The sequence below is a fragment of the Streptomyces sp. NBC_00310 genome (assembly GCF_036208085.1).
Taxonomy (GTDB): domain Bacteria; phylum Actinomycetota; class Actinomycetes; order Streptomycetales; family Streptomycetaceae; genus Streptomyces.
Genome location: NZ_CP130714.1, coordinates 4,343,428 through 4,362,609 on the forward strand (window position 1 = coordinate 4,343,428; position 19,182 = coordinate 4,362,609).

Sequence of the window (19,182 nt, forward strand, 5' to 3'; positions counted from 1 at the left end):
CGGTGACCCGATGCCCGGTGATCGGTAGCGGCAGAGCGGGGGCGCGGAGTGCTGCGGCAGTGCGAGGGCGGCGTACAGGCGGCTGATGCATCATGAGGAGCCGCTTACAGCTGTTGCTCCAGGTCATGCTGGTGCTCATCGCGAGCTTGCTGGGGATCGTCACGAACTACGCCACCAGCGAGAACGACGCGCCGTGGCTTCTGCATCTGCTTCAGCAGGTGGCGATCCCGGCCATTGGCTTGCTGATCGTCGCAATGGTGGTGATGCAGATCGTCGTCCACCGCCTGGAGAATCCGTCGCCTCCGCCGACGGACTGGCCCCGCGACCGGGTCCCGTACCCGGGGCTGGATGCCTTCGTGGAGGACGAGGCCGCGGTCTTCTTCGGCAGGGAGGCGCAGAGCGACGATCTGACGCACCGGCTGCACGTACCGCAGAATAGGCCGGCCGACAGGTTCCTCGTCCTCGTCGGGGCCTCGGGGAGCGGTAAGTCGTCGCTGGTCAGAGCAGGGGTGATCCCGCGGCTGCGCAGTCGGCGATGGTTGGTCATTCCCGCCTTCTCACCGGGCCCCAACCCCCTCGCGGCCCTGGCCGCCGCCATTTCCACTGCCGGCGGGGAGCAGGAATCGACAGGCGCCGTGTTGCGGCGGCTTCGGCAGGAGCCTGCCTCCCTGCTCTCGGAGCTGTCACGGCTGCGGGGAAGCAGGTTCCGCCACACGCTCATCATGGTCGACCAGTTCGAGGAAGCCCTGACCCTCGCCGGTGAGCGGGAGCGGGCCCAGTTTCTTGATGCCCTCCATGCCTGTGTGACACAGGACGCGAGGATCCGGGTGCTGGCAACGGTGCGTGTGGAGTTCCTGGGTCAGTTCCTCGGCACGAGGCACGCCGAGCTTTTTCAGCATCCGGTCGCCATCGGTGCGCTGGGCAGGAACCAACTCGCTCAGGTTGTGGAGCGACCGGGCGGGCTCGTAGGTCTGACCTTCGCGCCCGGTGTCGTGGAGGCCATCGTCAACGACGTGGGCGCGGACGACGCGCTGCCGTTGCTCGCTTACCTCCTCCAGGAGATGTACTTCGCCTCGGGCCCCGGTGAAACGGTGTCGGAGGAGCTCTACCGCAGTCTCGGCGGAGTCGCCGGCGCCCTCGCGCGACAGGCCGACCACACCGTGGCGGAGCTTGGCGGCGGAGACGATGACATCAGCTCCGTCTTGAAGGTGCTGCTCAGATTCGTCACTGTCCAGGGACAGGAAGTGGCCCGGCGCCGCGTACCGCTCGCCGAGCTGACCGCGCGGGAACGACGTGTGGTGGACGCCTTCGTCGACGCTCGCCTGTTGATGTCCGACGTGGGCCCGGGGCAGGAACCGTATGCCCAGGTGACTCACGAGGCACTGTTCCGTCAGTGGGCACCCTTGCGGCAGGAGGTCGAGGTCCACGCCGAGCAGCTTCGTCAACGTGCGGAACTCGAACGATGGGCCGAGGACTGGGATCGCTCCGGACGCAGCCCCGACTACCTGCTCACCGGCGAGCGGCTCACCCTGGCACGACAATGGCTGCGCGCGCTGCAAGAGACCGGTCAGGCATCGCAGACCGCGCAATCACTTGTCGAGTCCTCACAGCGGCGGGATCTCGCCTTCCTGCGCCAGGTTTCCGACAGCATCGGCCAGTACGCGTTGGGCGCCGCGGAACAACAACCGGAACACTGCCTTCTGCTGGCATTGGCCGCGCTGGGTGAATGCACCCCGACCCCGGCTGCCCGACGCGGCCTGATGACAGCTCTGGCATCCAGCCACCTGCGCAACCAACTCGACGGACACACCGACACCGTCCGGCACATCGCATGGTCGCCGAACGGTCTCCTCCTGGCCACCGCGTCGAGGGACGGCACCGCTCGCGTCTTCGACGCACGGTCGGGTCGCCCGCTGCGCGTCCTCCCCTCCGGAGGCAGCATGGTCGAGGGCGTGGCCTGGTCGCCGGACTCGACCCGGATCGCCACCGCTGGCCGCGATCACGTCGTACGGATCTGGGATGCCGAATCCGGAGAGCCTTTGCTGCTGCTCACCGGCGCGACCGACATCGGGCGACAAACCGCATGGTCCCCCGACGGACGCTGGGTCGCCGCCACGTCGCGGGACCGGACGGTGCGCGTGTGGGACGCCGAGACAGGAGACCTTGGCCACGAGCTGCGCGGACACCGCGACGACGTGTGGGGCCTGGCTTGGGCCCCGGACAGCACTCGCCTGGTCTCCGCCTCGCACGACCAGACAGCCCTCGTATGGGACCTGGCCACCGGCACGGCGGTGACCACACTGAGCGGCCACTCCGACTTCGTGGAGGGCGTCAGCTGGTCCCCGGACGGACGCCTCGTCGCCACCGGATCCGGTGACCACACGGTGCGGATCTCCGACGCCGAGAATGGCGAACTGCGGCTCCTCGTACGAGGCCACGCCGACTACGTCTGGAACGTCGCGTGGTCGCCCGACGGGCGGTTGCTCGCCTCGGCCTCCTCCGACCGGACCGTACGGATCGTCGACGCATACGACGCCAAGGTGGTCGCTGTCCTGCGAGGACACACCGACACGGTCTGGGGCGTGACGTGGACCCCGGCGGGCGATCAACTGGCCACCAGCTCCACCGACGGCACCGGACGCGTATGGGATCTGCGGCCGCGCGGTGCCGAGAGCCTGCTGATCGAAGGGCACCGCAAACCCGTGAACCAGGCGGCGTGGTCGCACGACGACACCCGCATTGCCACCGCGTCCGACGATGGAACGGTTCGGGTATGGGACGCCGCCACCGGCGCCGTCTCCGGCCACGTGATCGAGCAGGCGGACCGGGTGTGGAGCACCGCTTGGTCACCACTGGACGACCGCCTCGCCATCAGCACCAACGACGGTCTCTTCCGCATTCTCCGCCCCGGCCTGGACAGTACGTCCGACCGTCGGGGCGCAGTCGTCGAGTGCGTCGCCTGGTGCCCCGACGGCAGCCGCATCGCGACCGGGGACCACGACGGCACGGTAAAGGTGTGGTCGGCCCAGGAGCACGTGGTACTCAGCTCCCTGACAGGTCACCAGGACTGGATCAGCCGTATCGCCTGGTCCTCCAGCGGCCGTTTCCTGGCCAGCGCCTCGGACGACCGTACGTGCCGGCTCTGGGACGTCGCCGAATGCCGACAGCTCACAGTGCTGCGCGGCCACGACAACTACGTCGACGACGTCACCTGGTCCCCGGACGAAGAGCGCGTCGCCACCGCCTCCGGCGACTGGACCGTGGCCGTCTGGGACACCGCGACGGGCCGCCGCATCGAGGTGCTCAAGGGCCACGAGGGTCGCGTTCGCGCCGTCGCGTGGTCACCGGACGGTCGGCTCATCGCCACCGGGTCCGACGACCGCACCGTACGCGTCTGGGCGTCCGACACCCTTGAGGAGATCGCCATCATCGGGGTGCACCAGGACAAGGTGACCTCCGTCGCCTGGTCCCGGGACGGCACACGCCTGCTGACCGCGTCCTCGGACGGCACCGCTCGCGTATGGCTCGCAGAGCCCGACTTCGTCCGTCTGGAAGCGGAAGCCCGTAACCGGGTCTTCCGTGTCCTCAGCGACGACGAACGGCGCCATCACATGCTGCCGCCGGACCCCTGATCACAGCTGCGGCTCGACCGTCCTGTCGTCGGTGTGCAGCAAGTACTCGTCCGGCTCCAGGTTCATCGCCTTCCGCTCGGGCGAAGCCCAGTACACAGCGTTGCGTTCGGCGAACGTCTCCGGACCGTCGTAGGAGATGAGCCACACGAACTGGTTGCGCTCACGGTCGACCCATGCGCCATCGACGGTGAAGCCCAACTCCAGGCGCAGCGGCACGATTTCCGCACGCCAGCGCTCCACCCACTCATCGAGCATGCCCGCCCGGACGGTGTAGGTGCGCAGTTGGGTGGTCTTTGGCATGCGGGGTCCTCCTATGGCATAGCTCTAGCACCGCAGAGTATGTGTCGTGCGTGGTCGACAACAGACGACGAGATCACTTCGCGCCAGGCACCCCTCCTACCAGCCGTCAGATCCACCAGCCGCCAGCAGTGCGGGTCCGTTTTGTTCTTCCGCCAGCGTTCCTTCTCCATGAGCAGGGTCGGGAGGGAGGCCTCGATGGCTGTCAGGGGGCCCGAGAGGCGTACGTCGGCGGCCAGGGGGCCGGGGGTTCCGGGCAGGGACAGGTAACGGCGGAGGGTGTCGAGGGTCGTGGAGAGGAAGCCGATGAGGGGGAGGGGGAAGGGGAAGGGGCTTCGTCCGGTGGCCTCCACCGTGTTCCTACGAGGCGTCCGCCGCGCGGTCAGGCGCCGGGCAGCACGCGGGTCTCCGCCGTGGCCGGGAGGGGCTTGGCCCACCAGTGGTCGTAGCGGCGGTAGGGGGCCGGGTCGCGGGTGGTGAGGAAGGTCGTCAGGCCTGCCGCCTCTGAGGCCAGGGCGGTCCAGGTCTCCTCGGGGAGGGGGTGGAAGGCCGTCGCCTCGATCGCCCCGGGTCCGTCGTCCGGGCCGCCGGGCTCGTTCCGCCCCCCATCCGGTTTGCTCTCCGCCGGGGGCACCAGGCGCCATATGCCCGCCACGTACCCGTCCACCAGCAGCGTCGGCAGTACGTCGCCGTTCATGCGGGTCACGTACTTGCGGTACTCGGCGGGGAGGACGCGGCTGCGGTCGGCGTAGGCGAGGAGTGTGCTGTCCCACATGGCCATCAGGCGGGGTGGGGCGGGGGTGTCCGCTGGGGGGCGAGGGGCGTCGGGGAGGTCGTAGAGCGCCTCCTTGCCTTCCGATGGCTGGAGTACGTCGAGTTCGCCCTCGTCCATGAGTGACCGCAGCGCCGTCCTCACCCGTGGGCGGTGGACCAGGGCGAACTGGGCCATGTCCGCGACCGTCGCCGGGCCGAAGCCGGCCAAGTAGCGGCGGATCAGGGTTTTCAGGCCCTCGGCGGCGGCTTCCGGGTCGGTGAAGGACGGGGGTGTGGTGGCGGTGACGTACGACTGGCGGGTGGTGAAGGACCAGGGGGCTCCGGTCGGTTGGTGCCAGAGGGGGGCGTACTGGCGCAGGAGGCGGTGGGCGCTGGTGTCCAAGGGCCTGCCTACCTGGGCCTCCAGCCAGGTCTTCAGTTCGGCGGCCGTGCGGGGGTGGCCCTCGGCGTGCTTCAGGAGCGGTGGGAGGAGGGCGTCCGCGTCGGCGGCGGTCAGGCCGGAGGCCTTGAAGCGGGGGTCGCCCAGGCGGGAGCCGCGGAGGGTGGGCTCCATGGCCTCGCGGAAGGGGGCGTAGTCGTCGGCGTGGACGGTGTGGAGGGTGATCCGCATCAGGGTTGATCTGACCAGGCGGTGGTCGGTGAGCGCCGCGTCCAGGGCTGTGGGGTCGAAGGGGGCGAGGCGGTTCCACAGGGCGATGTACGGGGAGGCCGGCTGCTGGGCCTGGAGGGCCACGACGCGGCGTACCGCCTCGATCACTTCCAACGGCTCGCGGGTGAGGAGGAGTTGGCGGGCGAGTGTGGCGCGGTTGAGTGCGCGGGCGGTGAGCTTCTTGGTCCCCATGGCGCGATTCTCTCCCGCCGAGGGCGCCCTGGGAGCAAGGGTTCGGGTCGGGTGGTTCCAGCGGCTTCAGCGGCTCAGTGGGTGCAATGGGTGCAATGGGTGCAGCGGCTCAGTGGGTCCAGTGGGTGGGGGCGCCGCGGTGGGGACGGCCGCGTCATCAGTCGGACGAAAGGCGCAGGCCCTGCCCCACTCGGAGGTGGGGCAGGGCCTGCGGTCCAACAGAGCGCGGTCTGCCGCGATCTACTACGTCTTCGCCTCGCCCTTCGTCAGCAGCCACTCCTCGTGCAGTGCGCCGAGGGGGATCTTCGTCTGGAAGATCGGGGTGCCGAAGATGGAGAGTTGGAGGTTGAGGGTGCCGGTGAGGTCGATGCCTCCGTACAGGGCCCAGGAGCCGGAGGCGGAGCCGGTGCCGTCGGCCGAGCCCTCGGCCGTCGCGTCGGCCTCGGCGCGGAGGTACGGGGCGACGTCGGCGGTGACGCCGACCGTGCCGTAGAGGCCGACCGTCGCCTCGGCGCCCATCGCGGCCTTGACGTCGCCGACGGCGGTGACCGTCGTCTTCAGGGGCTCGCCGGTCATGTGGGACTCGCTGACGCCCTGCCAGCCCTTGGCCCAGGTGAAGTTGCCGCCGACGCGGAAGTCGCCCTTGAGGTCCTGCTCGACGTCGACCGTGACGCGGCCGTCGGCGTCGACCTGGAAGTAGCAGACGAGGTCCAGGTTGACGACGATCGGGACCGGGCCGACCTGGATCACGGGGTCGGCGTGCAGTTCGGCGAAGGGGATACGGATCGGCTTGCCGTCGGTCGAGCCGGCCGCGCGGCCCTTCAGCGACCACTGGGAGGCCCAGTCGCCGGTGAGGCCCAGGAACGCGCCGCCGGGCGAGGAGCCCGTGCCGGACCCGGAACCGTCGTACGAGAAGGCGACCTCGGGGGCGAGTTGGACGAAGCCCTCGACCGACGCGGCCGCCGAGGCGGGGGCGCCGGGTGCGGTCTCCACGGCGGCGCCCACGTCGATGCGCAGGCTGCCCAGCGGGAGCTTCGCGCCCTCGGGGCCGAAGGTGAGGTCGCCGGTCTTCGCCCAGGAGACCTTCACGCCCTGGACGAGCGGGTCGACCTCCAGGGTGGACGGGTCGACGGGGACCGTGCCGTCCGCCTCGCTCTCGCCCAGGACGGAGTTGAGCTTGGCGGGCTCCGTCTCGACCGTCGTGGCGCCGTCCGCCGCGGTCTCGACGATGTCCGTCACCTCGGCCAGGACGCCGTCGGGGGCGCCGGGCGCGGGGGCGCTGGCTATGACGTCGCCTACGGCCACGGCGGCCTTCGGCTTGGCGGCCTCGCCCTCGGTACCGGCCTCGCCCTCGGTGCCGGCGTCGGTGCCGGTGCCGGCGTCGGTGCCCTGGGACGTGTCCGAGTCCGCGCCTGAGCCCGCGTCCTCGTCCGGGTCCGGGGAAGCGGAGGCCGTCTTCGACGGGGTCGCCGTCGGCTCGGGCTTCGCATCGGACGGCGGTGTCGAGATGACCGCCCGGCCGCTCTTCCTGTCGTACGAGGCGACCTTGAGCGGGGACTTCTCGGCCTTGCCCTGGTCGGCCGCGTTCGCGTCGGCCACGGCGGTGGGGGTGGCGTCGCCCGTCGGGGCGGACACGACGGCGAGTTGCTCCTCGGCCGCCCCGGGCCCGGAGGTCTCGGCCGTCGTGGCGGCCGCCTTGTCGGCGGTGGAGGGGGAGTCGGTGGAGCAGCCGGTGGCGAGCAGGGTCGCGACGGTGATCGCCGAGAGTGCCGAAACCAGGGCATGTCTTCTGAGCTTGTACACGCGTGAGTCCTCGGGAGCGGTGACAGGGGGGTGCGCTTCAGGAGGCGGAGGAGAGGGTGAACTGGCGGAGATCGGGTGCGAGTCGCGAGACGGCACCTGGCGGTGGAGGGCGGCCGTGGACACAACCGTCCTGAGGACGGTGCGCACACGGCGGTTACCCCCCAGTAGCCATGCATGAGCATGCCAGGCTTACGAGGGGGTCGTGGACCACTTCCCCCACACCTCGGCGGTGACGTGGATCACATTCCCATGCGACTCAATTGCCGTTCGTCGCAAGGGAGTTGAAGAAGCCGGTCATCGCCGCGTGCAGGCGGTGGGGCTGGTCCGTGTGTACGTCGTGGCCCGCGTCCTCGATGACGGCGAGGTCGGTCCTGGTGCCCGGGGCCCGGGACGCCGGCATCCCGGCGGCGTCGGCTGCCGCCATGGTGCCCCCGGCTCCGCGTACGACCAGGGCGGGGCAGGTGGTGGCGGCCCACTCGGGGTGGTACGACGTCTCGGCCAACTCCCCGACGGCGGCCAGCATCGTGGCGCGGTCCGCCCGGGGGTGCCAGCCGTCGGGGCGGTGTTCGAGGTTGCGGGACCAACTCGCGTGACCGAAGAAGTCGGAGGCCCGGGAAGGGGAGTCGAAGGGGGTGGGCCAGCTGTCCATCCAGGCGGCGATGTGGGCGGGGAGGGCGGGATCCGGGGCGCCCGGGCCCGCCTCGATCAGGATCAGGGAGTCGAGGAGTTCCGGGTGGGCGGCCGCGGCGAGGAAGGCCGTGTGGCCGCCGAGGGACTGGCCCACGAGGGTCAGGGGGGCCTGTCCCGGGAGAGCCAGGCCCAGTTCGCGGATCACCGTCACCGCGTCCCGTACGCAGGCCGCCCGGCTCATGTCCGCCGGGCGACGGGTGCTCGCGCCGTGACCCCGACCGTCGTACGTCACCACGCGGTGGCCGTCCGCCAGGAGCGGCGGCAGGAGGTCGTCCCACTCCCCCATGTGGCCGGCGAGGCCGTGCAGGAGGAGGAGAGTGCGGTCGTGCACGCGGGGCAGGTTGCGGTCGTGCGCGTGGGGCCGGGTGTGGTCGTGCGCGTGGGGCGGGGTGTGGTCGCGGTGGGCGAGGCGGACGCCGTCCGGGGTGGTGAGGTGGGCGGTGGTGGAGACCATCGGCCGATGGTCTCAACGGGCGCGGGGTGCGGGGAAGGCAGCGGGGCGCGGGGGCGGCGGCGCGACCCGGGCAAGGGCCACGGACCAGCCCGGGCGAGGGCCGCCCCACTCGGCGTCAGGCATGGCGCGTATGCCACGCATGCCACGCATGTCACGCACCGCGGAACGTCGTGCGGTACGCGCTCGGGGACGTGCCCAGCGCCTCCTGGAAGTGCCGGCGCAGGTTGGCCGCCGTACCGAGGCCCGTGCGCGCGGCGATCTGGTCGACCGGCAGATCCGACTCCTCCAGCAACTCCCGTGCCTGCTCCACGCGTTGCTGGGCGAGCCAGTTCATCGGGGTCGTCCCGACCTCGTCGCGGAACCGCCGGTTGAAGTTGCGCACGCTCATCGCCTCCCGGGCCGCCAACTGCCCCAGGGTGACGGGCTCGTGCAGGTGCCGCAGCGCCCATTCCCGGGCGGCGGAGGTGGCGGGCGCCGCGAGGGCGGGCACGGGGCGGTGTACGTACTGGACCTGGCCGCCCTCGCGGTGCGGGGGCACGACCGTGCGGCGGGCCACGTCGCCCGCGACGGCCGTGCCGTGGTCGCGGCGGATCATGTGCAGGCACAGGTCGATGCCGGAGGCGCAGCCGGCCGAGGTCAGGACGTCTCCGCCGTCGGTGTAGAGCACGTCGGGATCCAGCTCGACCCGGGGGAACAGCCGGGCGAACAGGTCCGTGTACCGCCAGTGGGTGGTGGCGGTGTGCCCGTCGAGCAGCCCGGCGGAGGCGAGGACGAAGGCGCCGGTGCAGATGGAGGCCATGCGGGTGCCAGGGCGGATCCGGGCGAGGGCGTCCGCGAGCGGGGCGGTGAGGTCGGGGGTGTCCTGGACGTAGTCCTCGTGGGACGACAGGACGATGACGGTGTCCGCCTCGGCCAAGACTTCCGGGCCATAAGGGACGTTGACGGTGAAGTCGCCGTCCGTGCGGGTGACACCGGCCCGCAGCCCGCAGGTGACGACCTCGTACAGCGGCTCCCCCTCCGCCGTCGCCCCCTCTCTGGCCTGGCCGAACAACTGGTGCACGATTCCCAGTTCGATGGGCAGGAGCAACTGGCGGGCGAGTACGGCGACGCGGTGGCGTCCAGGGTGGGCGAAGACAGGCATGGCCATATTCTTGCGCATGCGGTCCGTCTGGCCACTCGTGGGGACGGGACGCGGTCACCAGGCTGGAGACATGGCTGAGTTGACGACCCGAACGAGCCGGACGACCCGGACCACCCGAACGAGCCGTACGAGCCCACGGACCCCGACGACCCCGACAAGCCCGACGACGCACACCGAGCACGAGGACCGCGCCGACGCCCCCGGCCCAGGACCAAGCCCAGCCCCCGGCCCAGCCCCCGGCCCCGGCCCCGGCCCCGGCCCCGGCACCCGCTCCGACGCCCCCGGCCCTCGCCCCGATCCTCCCGTCGGCCCCCGTTTCCACCGCGCCTGGGCGGTGGCCGTCGCCGCCGGCGCGGCCATCGTCACCGCCGGGGCCTTCACCACCGTCCCCGGGCTGCTGGTGACCCCGCTGCACGAGAGCTACGCCTGGGACCGGGGCCAGATCGCCCTCGCCGCCTCGGTGAACATGGTGCTGTTCGGCCTCACGGCCCCCTTCGCCGCCGCGTTGATGGACCGTGTCGGCATCCGGCGCGTGGTCGTCGGCGCCCTGCTGCTCGTCACGGCGGGTGCGCTGCTCACCAGCGTGATGGCCCGGCCCTGGCAACTGACCGCGTACTGGGGCGTGTTGATCGGTCTCGGCAGCGGATGCCTCACCATGACGTTCGCGGCGAGCATCACGAGCAGCTGGTTCGAGCGGCGGCGCGGACTGGTCACCGGTGTGCTCAGCTCCTCCAGCCATCTGGGCCAGTTGCTCTTCCTGCCGCTGCTCGCCTGGGGCGTCGACCGGCACGGCTGGCGCCCGCCGGTGGTGACGCTGGCGTTCGTCGCCCTCGCGGTGGCCGCCCTCGTCCTCCTGCTGATGCGCGACCACCCGGCGGACGTGGGCACGAAGCCGTACGGGGCGACGGAGTTCGTGCCGAAGCCGCCGCCGGCGTCCGGGGCGGCGCGGCGCGCCCTGAAGGCGCTGTTCGACGCCGCGCGCACCGGGCCGTTCTGGGTCCTGGCCGGGATGTTCGTCATCTGCGGCGCCTCCACCAACGGGATCATGTGGAGCAACTGGGCGCCGGCCGCCCACGACCACGGCATGCGCGCCACCGCCGCCGCGTCGCTGCTCTCGCTGATCGGCGTGTTCTCCGCGCTGGGCGCGGTCTTCTCCGGCTGGCTCACCGACCGCTTCGACCCGAGCCGTCTGCTGTCCGCGTACTTCGCGGTCCGTGCGCTCACCCTGCTGGCGCTGCCGATGGTGTTCTCGTCCGCGGTCACCCCCACCATGGTCGCCTTCGTCGTGGTCTACGGCCTCGTCGACGTCGCCACCGTCCCGCCCGTGATCGCCCTCAGCGACCGCGTCTACGGCGAGGACGGGCCCATCGTCTTCGGCTGGGTCAACTCCGCGCACCAACTCGGCGCGGGCGCCTCCGCGTTCCTCGGCGCCACGGCCCGCGACCTCTTCGGCGCGTACGACGTCGTCTGGACCACCCTCAGCGCGGTCTGCGTGGTCGCGTCCCTGCTGGCCGTGGCCGTCCGGGGGCCTCGGGGCGGACTGCGGGTGACCGCGCAGTAACCTCGGCCGGGAGACGTCGACGCAGGAGGCAGACAGGCATGGCGAAGGTTCCCACGGCGGCGGTGGCCGCGAGCGGGCTCATCGGCGGGTACGGGGTGGCTCGGTGGACGAAGAAGCGGCCGCTCGGTGGGGCGGTGCTGGCCGTCGCCGGGGCCGCGGCGGCTCAGCAGTGGCAGAAGGCGGCCGGGGCCAAGGCGGCGGGGGCGCTGACCGCCGGCTATGTGGCCGCGTTCGCCGGGTCGCATCCGCTGGCGAAGAAGGTGGGCGCCTGGCCTGCGGTGTTCGGGGTGGCCGGGGTGGTCGCGCTGGCCTCTTGGGTGGTGGCTGACCGGAAGGGGTAGGGGGCCCGCCGGTCGGAGGGAGCCGGAGGGAGCCGGAGGGAGCCGGAGGGAATCGGAGGGAATCGGAGGGAATCGGAGGGAATTGGGCGGAGTCGGGGCATGCGGGCAGATGCGGGTCGTGCGGGGTTGCTCGCGCCCACGCGGCGGAGACGCGGCGCACACGCGGCGGAGCCGCACGAGGTCGCAGCCCCGCGCCCCTAAAGGTGGCTCTGCGGCACTCGCTCCCCCCTGAAAGCCCGGCGATACGCGTACGGGCTCGTCCCCACCACCCGCTTGAAGCGGTCCCGGAACGCCGTCGGGGAGCCGAAGCCCGCCTGGGTCGCGATGCGGTCGACCGTGTGGTCGGTGGACTCCAGGAGGTACTGGGCGCGGCGGACCCTCGCCCGATGCAGCCACTGCAAGGGCGTCGTGCCCGTCTGTTCGCGGAAGCGGCGGTTCAACGTGCGGGTGCTGGTGCCGGCGTGGAGGGCGATGTCGTCCAGGGTCAGATCCCGCTCCACGTTCTCCTCCAGCCAGCGCAGCAGGGGTTCCATGGTGGCGCCGGCGGGGGCCGGTGGCCGGTCCTGGACGATGAACTGGGCCTGGCCGCCCTCCCGTTCGAGAGGCATGACGCACATCCGGGCGGTGAACGCGGCGACCGCCGAGCCGTGGTCTTTGCGGATCATGTGCAGGCACATGTCCATGGCCGCGGCGGCGCCCGCCGAGGTCAGGAACTGGCCGTTGTCGACGTAGAGGACGTTCGGGTCGACGGTGACCGCCGGGTGGCGGGCCGCCAGGTCGGGGGCCGCGATCCAGTGCGTGGTGGCGCGCAGGCCGTCCAGCAGGCCCGTCGCCGCGAAGATGAACGCGCCCACACAGATCGAGGCGATCCGCGTCCCGCTCGCCGCCGCCGCGTGCAGCGCCCGCGTCACGCCCGGCGGCAACGGTACGGTCGGGTCGGCCGTCCCCGGCAGGATGATCGTGTCGGCCTCGGCCAGCGCCTCCAGCCCGTACGGCGCCCGCACGCTGAACGGCCCCGCCTTCACCTCTCCGCCCCCCGCCGCCGAGCAGACCCGCACCCGGTACGCCTCCCGCCCGTCCGGCAGCCGCGCCCAGCCGAAGGTGTCGATGGGGGCCGACAGGTCGAAGGGGATCACGTCGTCGAGCGCCAGTACGGCCACGGTGTGCATGGCGAGAGCGTAGGCATGCACCGGGTTTCCGCCAAGCGCTCACCCCTACCCCCCTGTCCCTCCCCCTGCGTCCCCAGCCCGATCGACCGCTGGCGAGAATCCGTTGAGTCATGGCAATCCCGCCACTACTCCGCGCCCTGCCCACCCCATAACGTCCCCTCGTGACCAAGTTCCTCCTCTCCCTCCACGTCCTCGCCGCGATCATCGCCGTCGGACCCATCACCGTCGCGGCCAGCATGTTCCCGCCGAGCGCCCGCCAAGCGCTGGCCGAACCCGAGGACGAGCGGGCGGTGTCGGCCCTGCGGCTGCTGCACCGGATCTGCCGGGTGTACGGCGGTGTGGGCGTCGCCGTGCCCGTACTCGGGTTCGCCACGGCGATGAGCATGGGGGTGCTGAAGGACGCCTGGCTGATCGTGTCGATGCTGTTGACCGCTCTCGCGGCCATGGTCCTGCTGGCGCTCGTGCTGCCGCGGCAGGAGGAGATCCTGGAGGACGTCGCCCGAGGGGACGGGGCCGGGGCCGGGAGCGCCGGCGGGACCGGGACGGCCGTCGGCGCCGGGGCCGCCACCGCCCGACTCGCCATGTTCACCGGCGTGTTCAACCTGCTTTGGGCGACGGTCACGGTCCTGATGATCGTGCGGCCCGGATCGACCACGGGCGCCTGACTTCCCAGCGACGCTCGCGTGGGTGCATGATCCGGCCATGTACGCACAGCAGTCGCCCTCGCAGGCCTACCTCGCCTCCGTGGCCGCCCGTCTCGCCGCCGACGAATGCCGCACCTGGTGGGAGGAGTGGGCCGGAGTGCCCGTGCTCATCGGGCGCCGGGCCGACTTCAAATGGAGCTGGATGGGGACGAAGCTGCACCTGTTCACGGTGGCGGCGGCGGTCCAGGAGATAACCATCCCGACCATCGAGACCTTCACCGACCAGGTGCTGACGTACGCGAAGAAGACGAAGGGCGGTCTGCCGGCCGGGATCCAGAACGGCATCGGCGCGTTCCCCGTCCTGGTCAGCGACCGGGTGGACCCGGCGGCCGTACGGTGGGCCGAGGCCCAGCAGCGCAACAAGTGGGCCTGCATGGCCCGGCCCGTCGTCGTCGACAGCACCCAGCAGTACGTCGGCACGTACCGCGGCACCCCGGTCGTCGGCCTCGCCTACTCCTCGTACTTCGAGGAGAAGGCCCGGCGGTACTTCTACGGCTGAGCGGCGGCCACCGCCGAACCTGGGACCGGCTTGGGACCGGCTCAGGACCGGCTGTGGATCAGCCACTTCTCGTCCACCGGCTCCGCCCGGAACCGCCGCGCCACCGAGCCCGCGATCAGCACCCACGCGCCCAGCACCAGCGTGAAGAAGGCCCAGGACAGCGGCCAGACGGCGGCGTCCGGGGGCTCGGTGTGGGCGTGGAAGGACACGTACATCAGGGCGGACGGCGGGACGGCGGCCAGGAGCAGCGGCCAGGCCAGGGCGTCCCGGTGGCCGAAGTAGGCCGCGAGGAGCAGCAGGACGAGGGCGAACACGACGACCCCCGTGACGGTCACGGGGGTCGTCTCCGTGAGGGCGCCCTCCAGTTCGGGGCGGTTGCGCAGGTCCCACGGGAGGCAGAGGCGGTACGCGGCCGCGGCGAGCGCGGCGCCGAGCAGGCGGGTCAGCCAGCGTTCCGGCCAGGGGCGCGTGCGCAGGGGGCGGAGCAGCTTCTCGGTCATGCGTACGAGGGTTCCTGGGTGGGCGCCGGCCCGACAGAGTACGGATACTCAGTCCGACCTACTCACCCGCACCCAGGGGGCGGAACGCACCCCGGGGGCAGCGCCCCGAAGGGGCGCGGGGAACTGCGCGACCAGCCACGACGGCGCCGCAGACGACCAACCGCCCATCCCGGCGCCCGCAGCGGAGCGTCACGCCTTCGCCGACAGCGGTTCGGCGATGTCCTCCAGGGAGCGCCGCTCCGCGCGTACCGCGAGGAAGGCCGCCACCAGGCCCGCCGCGCACATCAGGCCCGCGCCGATCTGGAAGGCGAGGACGGTGTCGGCGACGACGCCGGACTCCGTCAGCTCGGCGAAGATCAGCGGGCCGCTGATCCCGCCGGCGGCGGTACCGATGGCGTAGAAGAAGGCGATGGCCATGGCCCGGGTCTCCATGGGGAAGACCTCGGAGACCGTGAGATAGGCGCTGGACGCTCCGGCCGAGGCGAAGAACAGCACCACGCACCAGCAGGCCGTCAGGGTCACCTCGTCGAGCGCCCCCCGGTCGAACAGCCATGCCGTGCCGAAGAGCAGCGCGCCGGACAGCAGATACGTCGACGAGATCATGATCCGGCGGCCGACCGTGTCGAACAGCTTGCCGAGCAGGAGCGGGCCGAGCAGGTTGCCGGCGGCGATGACGGCGAAGTAGTAGCCGGTGTCGGAGGTCGGGACGTCGTAGAACGTGGTGAGGATCGCGCCGAAGCCGAAGGTGATCGCGTTGTAGAGGAACGCCTGCCCGATGAAGAGGGAGAAGCCGAGGACGGCGCGGCGGCGGTACCGGGAGAAGACCGTGCGGGCGATCGTGCCGAAGCCGACGCTCTCGCGCTGATGGATCGTCATCTCCTGGGCGGCGGGCGGCAGCGGGCGGCCCGTCTCCTCCTCGACCTGCGCCTCCACGTCCGCCACCAGCCGTTCGGCCTCCTGTTCCCTGCCGTGGATGAGGAGCCATCGGGGGCTCTCGGGGACGTTCCGGCGGACCAGCAGGATGACCAGGCCCAGCACCACACCGAGGGCGAAGGTCAGCCGCCAGCCGACGTTCGCCGGGAAGAGGTCGGTGTTCAGGGCGAGGATCGCCAGCAGCGAACCGCCGATCGCGCCGAGCCAGAAGCTGCCGTTAATGACGATGTCGACCCGGCCCCGGTACTTGGACGGGATCAGCTCGTCGATCGCGGAGTTGATGGCCGCGTACTCGCCGCCGATACCGAAGCCGGTGAGGAAGCGGAAGAGGAAGAACCACCAGGTGGAGAAGGAGACGGCCGTCAGCGCGGTCGCCGCCAGATAGACCACCAGCGTCACCATGAACAGCTTCTTGCGGCCGAACCGGTCGGTCATCCGGCCGAAGAAGAGGGCGCCCGCGCAGGCGCCCGCCACGTACAGGGCGGCCGCTATGCCCGTGACCTGCCCGGATGTGATGGGCAGTCCGCTGCCCTCCTCGGACAGCCGGCCAGCGATGTTGCCCACGACGGTCACTTCCAGACCGTCGAGGATCCACACGGTGCCGAGTCCGATCACGATCGTCCAGTGCCAGCGCGACCAGGGAAGACGGTCCAGTCGCGCCGGTACGGCGGTGGTGATGACACCCGGTGACTTCGGGGCTGTGACGGTCATGGGCTGGGGCTCCCTCCACTCCGAGCGAACCCGGCCCGAGTGCCCGCACGCGCAGGGATCACGCCCACCGCCCACCGCTCACCCGGCCACCCGGCCACCCGCCCGTCGTACGCCCCAACTGCCGGAGTGGCGGCGGACGTCCTACGCCCCCAACGCCCGCGAGACCGTGTAGATCAGCAGGCCCGCCAGGGAACCCACCACCGTGCCGTTGATCCGGATGAACTGCAGGTCGCGGCCGATGTTGGCCTCGATCTTCTTCGTGGTGTGCTCGGCGTCCCAGCTCGCGACGGTCTCGGTGATGAGGGAGGTGATCTCCGCGCGGTAGGTCGTCACCACGTGCACGGCCGCGCCCTCGAGCCACTTGTCCACCTTGGCCTGCGCGCTCGGTTCGGTGGCCATCCGGTTCCCCAGCGACAGCAGGGACGCGCGGACCCGCAGCCGCAGTTCGCTGCGCTCGTCCTCTGCGGCGGACACGATCATCGACCGTACGGCCGTCCAGGCGGAGGCGATGAGGTCCTGGACCTCGCCCCGGCCGAGCACCTCGTTCTTCAGCCGCTCCACCCGCGCCCGGGTGTCCGTGTCGGACTGGAGGTCGGTGGCGAAGTCGGTGAGGAAGCGGTCGAGGGCACCGCGCGCCGGGTGGGTGGGCGAGTCGCGCATCTCGGTGGCGAAGCGGAGCAGTTCCTTGTAGACCCGCTCGCCGACCTTCCGGTCCACGAACCGGGGGGTCCAGCCGGGGGCGCCGCCCTCGACGGCGTCCATCACCTGCGCGTCGTGCAGGACCAGCCAGTCGTGGGCGCGGGTGCAGATCAGGTCGACGATCCGCCGGTGGCCGCCGTCGTTGACGACCTTCTCCAGCATCTTGCCGATGCCGGGCGCGATCTCCTGGGCGCCCGCCCGCCGGGTGATCGCCTCCCCGACCACGGCCTGCACGTCCGAGTCGCGAAGGACCGTCAGCGCGCCCCGGAGCGCGGTCGCCAGCTCGGCCGTCACCCGGTCGGCGTGCTGCGGCTCGGCGAGCCACGCGCCGAGCCGGCTGCCGATGCCGACGGCCCGCAGCCGCTGCCGTACGACGTCCTGCGAGAGGAAGTTCTCGCCGACGAACTCACCGAGCGAGACGCCCAGTTGATCCTTCTTGGTGGGGATGATCGCGGTGTGCGGGATGGGCAGCCCGAGCGGATGCCGGAACAGCGCGGTCACGGCGAACCAGTCCGCCAACGCGCCCACCATGCCCGCCTCGGCGGCCGCCGCGACATAGCCGGCCCAGGCGCCCGCGCCCTCGTGCGAGGCCCACTTGGCCAGCACGTACACCACCGCGACGAAGAGCAGCAGCCCGGCCGCGATGAGCTTCATCTGCCGCACGCCCCGCTGCTTCTCCTCGTCGGCGGCGCTGAAGGCGGTCATGGTGCGGTGCGACACCCGCGGCTCGGCGCTCACTGCCGCGTCCTCCGCTTTCGTACGGTCCATTCACTCCACCCGTTCCTGTCCCCCGCACCCATTGTCCCGTTCTTCCGCTCTTCGGCTCTTCGAACTCGTCCGCTCTTCGGCTCTTCGGCTCTTCGAACTCGTCGGTTCGTCAGCTCTTCGGCTCCTCGAACCCGTCGGATCGTCAGCTCCTCGAACTGTTGGTGACGTACTCCATAGATCTACTGAGACCTACTCCTGGAACGGAACAGGAGTTCCCCGCGTCTGTCCGGGCGGGGGAACCGATGGGGGTTCTCGCAAGCAGCCCCCATCCCATGCCGCATCATGGGGTGATCACATCGGAGCCTCGGGGCTCCACAGCCCGAGGAGTAACACACCGCATGACCAGGCATCACGGTTATGCACTTCTGGCGGCCATGTCCGCCCTGATCGTGGCGATCTCGGCCGCGATATACGTCGGCGTCGGCATCGACGACAGCACCCACCGGCAGGAGACCTTCGCCCGCGCGCCCCACAACAGCGCCGCCCCCGCCTCCACCGGCGTCTGGGTCGGCGCCTGGGCCGCCTCGCCGAACGGGTCGGAGCCGGGCACCGAGAGAGACGGCCTCGCCGGCCGCTCGGTGCGCAACGTGGTGCACACGACCGCCGCCGGTACGAGTGCCCGCGTCACCCTGTCCAATCTCTACGGCCAGCAGCCGCTGACCATCACCCACGCCTCGCTCGCGGTCGCCGCCGCGCAGGACACCCCGGCCGCGGCGGCCGACACCATGCGCCGCCTCACGTTCGCCGGCAACCCGACGGTCGTCATCGCGGCGGGTCAGCAGGTGGTGAGCGACGCCGTGCGGGTGGCGATCCCGCACGACAGCGACGTGCTGATCACCACCTACTCCCCGATTCCCTCCGGCCCCGCGACCTACCACACGCACGCCCGGCAGATCTCGTACACCGCCGAGGGCGACCGGACGGCGGACGTCACCGGGGAGCCGTACACCACGCAGTCCCTGCACTGGCGGTACGTCACCGCCCTGGACGTGCTGAGCAACGAGTCCAACGGCACGGTCGTGGTCCTCGGCGACTCGCTCACCGACGGCATCACCTCCACCGTCGGCGAGAACCGGCGCTGGACGGACGTCCTCTCCGACCGCCTCCGCGCCGCCGCCGGCTCCTCCGACACGCCCCGCTACAGCGTCGTCAACGAGGGCATCAGCGGCAACCGCGTCCTGACCAACGGCAACGGCCGCCCCGCCGAGAACCCCAGTGGCCTCTCCCGCTTCCAGCGCGACGTCCTCGGCCGAACGGGTGTCAGGGCCGTCGTCGTCGACCTCGGCGTCAACGACATCATCAAGAACCCGGGCCGGACCGACCCCGCCGCCGTCACCGCCGGCCTGCGCCGGCTCGTCGAGCGGGCGCACGCCCGAGGACTGCGCGTCGTCGGCGCCACCCTCATGCCCTTCCACGGCCACCGTGGCTACTCCGACCAGCGCGAGTCCGTCCGCCAGGCCATCAACGCCGAGATCCGCTCCGGCAACGTCTTCGACACCTACGTCGACTTCGACAAGGCCCTACGCGACCCCTACGCCCCCCGCCGCCTCCGCCTCGACTACGACTCGGGCGACCACCTCCACCCCAGCGACAAGGGCTACGCCCGCATGGCCGAGGTCTTCGACCTGGAGAAACTGAAGGGCGCCGCTCCGGCGGAGCTGTAGA

Annotated in this window: 16 protein-coding genes; 6 read left to right on the forward strand and 10 right to left on the reverse strand. The window is 71.4% G+C overall.

Going from position 1 to position 19,182, the window contains the following annotated elements; translation table 11 throughout:
• Window positions 1-92: 92 nt before the first annotated feature.
• Window positions 93-3,632 (forward strand): nSTAND1 domain-containing NTPase, encoded by a 3,540-nt coding sequence (locus tag OG202_RS19020; protein WP_328223182.1) that lies wholly within the window; start codon window positions 93-95, stop codon window positions 3,630-3,632.
• Here the strand turns inward: OG202_RS19020 and OG202_RS19025 are convergent, their stop codons facing one another.
• The 6 genes from OG202_RS19025 to OG202_RS19050 all read right to left on the reverse strand — a co-directional run bounded on the left by OG202_RS19025 (window position 3,633) and on the right by OG202_RS19050 (window position 9,632).
• Entirely contained in the window at window positions 3,633-3,932 is a 300-nt protein-coding gene (locus OG202_RS19025) for an NIPSNAP family protein (protein ID WP_119580365.1), read from the reverse strand.
• An 11-nt stretch (window positions 3,933-3,943) separates the two neighbouring features.
• Complete coding sequence (locus tag OG202_RS19030; protein ID WP_326582497.1) at window positions 3,944-4,282, reverse strand: hypothetical protein; 339 nt, start codon at window positions 4,280-4,282, stop codon at window positions 3,944-3,946.
• Window positions 4,283-4,311: 29 nt separating this feature from the next.
• The gene (locus OG202_RS19035; protein ID WP_328223183.1) at window positions 4,312-5,544 is read right to left on the reverse strand and encodes a winged helix DNA-binding domain-containing protein; all 1,233 of its coding nucleotides are present in this window, start codon (window positions 5,542-5,544) and stop codon (window positions 4,312-4,314) included.
• 243 nt (window positions 5,545-5,787) lie between these two features.
• On the reverse strand, window positions 5,788-7,347 hold the full coding sequence (locus tag OG202_RS19040) for a hypothetical protein (protein ID WP_328223184.1): 1,560 nt from the start codon (window positions 7,345-7,347) through the stop codon (window positions 5,788-5,790).
• Between the two features lie 256 nt (window positions 7,348-7,603).
• Window positions 7,604-8,491 (reverse strand): alpha/beta fold hydrolase, encoded by an 888-nt coding sequence (locus OG202_RS19045; protein ID WP_328223185.1) that lies wholly within the window; start codon window positions 8,489-8,491, stop codon window positions 7,604-7,606.
• Window positions 8,492-8,642: 151 nt separating this feature from the next.
• Window positions 8,643-9,632 (reverse strand): GlxA family transcriptional regulator, encoded by a 990-nt coding sequence (locus OG202_RS19050; RefSeq protein WP_328223186.1) that lies wholly within the window; start codon window positions 9,630-9,632, stop codon window positions 8,643-8,645.
• Between the two features lie 70 nt (window positions 9,633-9,702).
• On the opposite strand from OG202_RS19050, the gene OG202_RS19055 reads away from it, so the two are divergent.
• Together OG202_RS19055 and OG202_RS19060 are read left to right on the forward strand one after the other, a co-directional pair.
• The gene (locus tag OG202_RS19055; RefSeq protein ID WP_328223187.1) at window positions 9,703-11,193 is read left to right on the forward strand and encodes an MFS transporter; all 1,491 of its coding nucleotides are present in this window, start codon (window positions 9,703-9,705) and stop codon (window positions 11,191-11,193) included.
• A 38-nt stretch (window positions 11,194-11,231) separates the two neighbouring features.
• A complete protein-coding gene (locus OG202_RS19060; RefSeq protein ID WP_327729504.1) occupies window positions 11,232-11,534 on the forward strand; it encodes a hypothetical protein in 303 nt (100 codons plus the stop codon).
• A 197-nt stretch (window positions 11,535-11,731) separates the two neighbouring features.
• Here the strand turns inward: OG202_RS19060 and OG202_RS19065 are convergent, their stop codons facing one another.
• A complete protein-coding gene (locus tag OG202_RS19065) occupies window positions 11,732-12,703 on the reverse strand; it encodes a GlxA family transcriptional regulator (protein WP_328223188.1) in 972 nt (323 codons plus the stop codon).
• Between the two features lie 161 nt (window positions 12,704-12,864).
• Here OG202_RS19065 and OG202_RS19070 point away from each other — a divergent pair, with 161 nt between their 5' ends.
• A complete protein-coding gene (locus OG202_RS19070) occupies window positions 12,865-13,368 on the forward strand; it encodes a protease (RefSeq protein ID WP_328223189.1) in 504 nt (167 codons plus the stop codon).
• Between the two features lie 37 nt (window positions 13,369-13,405).
• A complete protein-coding gene (locus tag OG202_RS19075; RefSeq protein WP_328223190.1) occupies window positions 13,406-13,906 on the forward strand; it encodes a levansucrase in 501 nt (166 codons plus the stop codon).
• Between the two features lie 41 nt (window positions 13,907-13,947).
• On the opposite strand, the gene OG202_RS19080 is transcribed toward OG202_RS19075, so the two are convergent.
• From OG202_RS19080 to OG202_RS19090, 3 genes are all read right to left on the reverse strand, one after another.
• Window positions 13,948-14,406 (reverse strand): hypothetical protein, encoded by a 459-nt coding sequence (locus OG202_RS19080; protein WP_326582487.1) that lies wholly within the window; start codon window positions 14,404-14,406, stop codon window positions 13,948-13,950.
• Window positions 14,407-14,595: 189 nt separating this feature from the next.
• Window positions 14,596-16,050, reverse strand: coding sequence for an MFS transporter (locus OG202_RS19085; RefSeq protein ID WP_328223191.1), 1,455 nt, complete (start codon window positions 16,048-16,050; stop codon window positions 14,596-14,598).
• A gap of 141 nt (window positions 16,051-16,191) precedes the next feature.
• Window positions 16,192-17,517: a DUF445 domain-containing protein gene (locus tag OG202_RS19090; protein ID WP_326582485.1), complete on the reverse strand. Its 1,326-nt coding sequence runs from the start codon at window positions 17,515-17,517 to the stop codon at window positions 16,192-16,194.
• A 338-nt stretch (window positions 17,518-17,855) separates the two neighbouring features.
• On the opposite strand from OG202_RS19090, the gene OG202_RS19095 reads away from it, so the two are divergent.
• On the forward strand, window positions 17,856-19,181 hold the full coding sequence (locus OG202_RS19095; protein WP_328223192.1) for an SGNH/GDSL hydrolase family protein: 1,326 nt from the start codon (window positions 17,856-17,858) through the stop codon (window positions 19,179-19,181).
• The last annotated feature ends 1 nt before the right edge of the window (window position 19,182 follow it).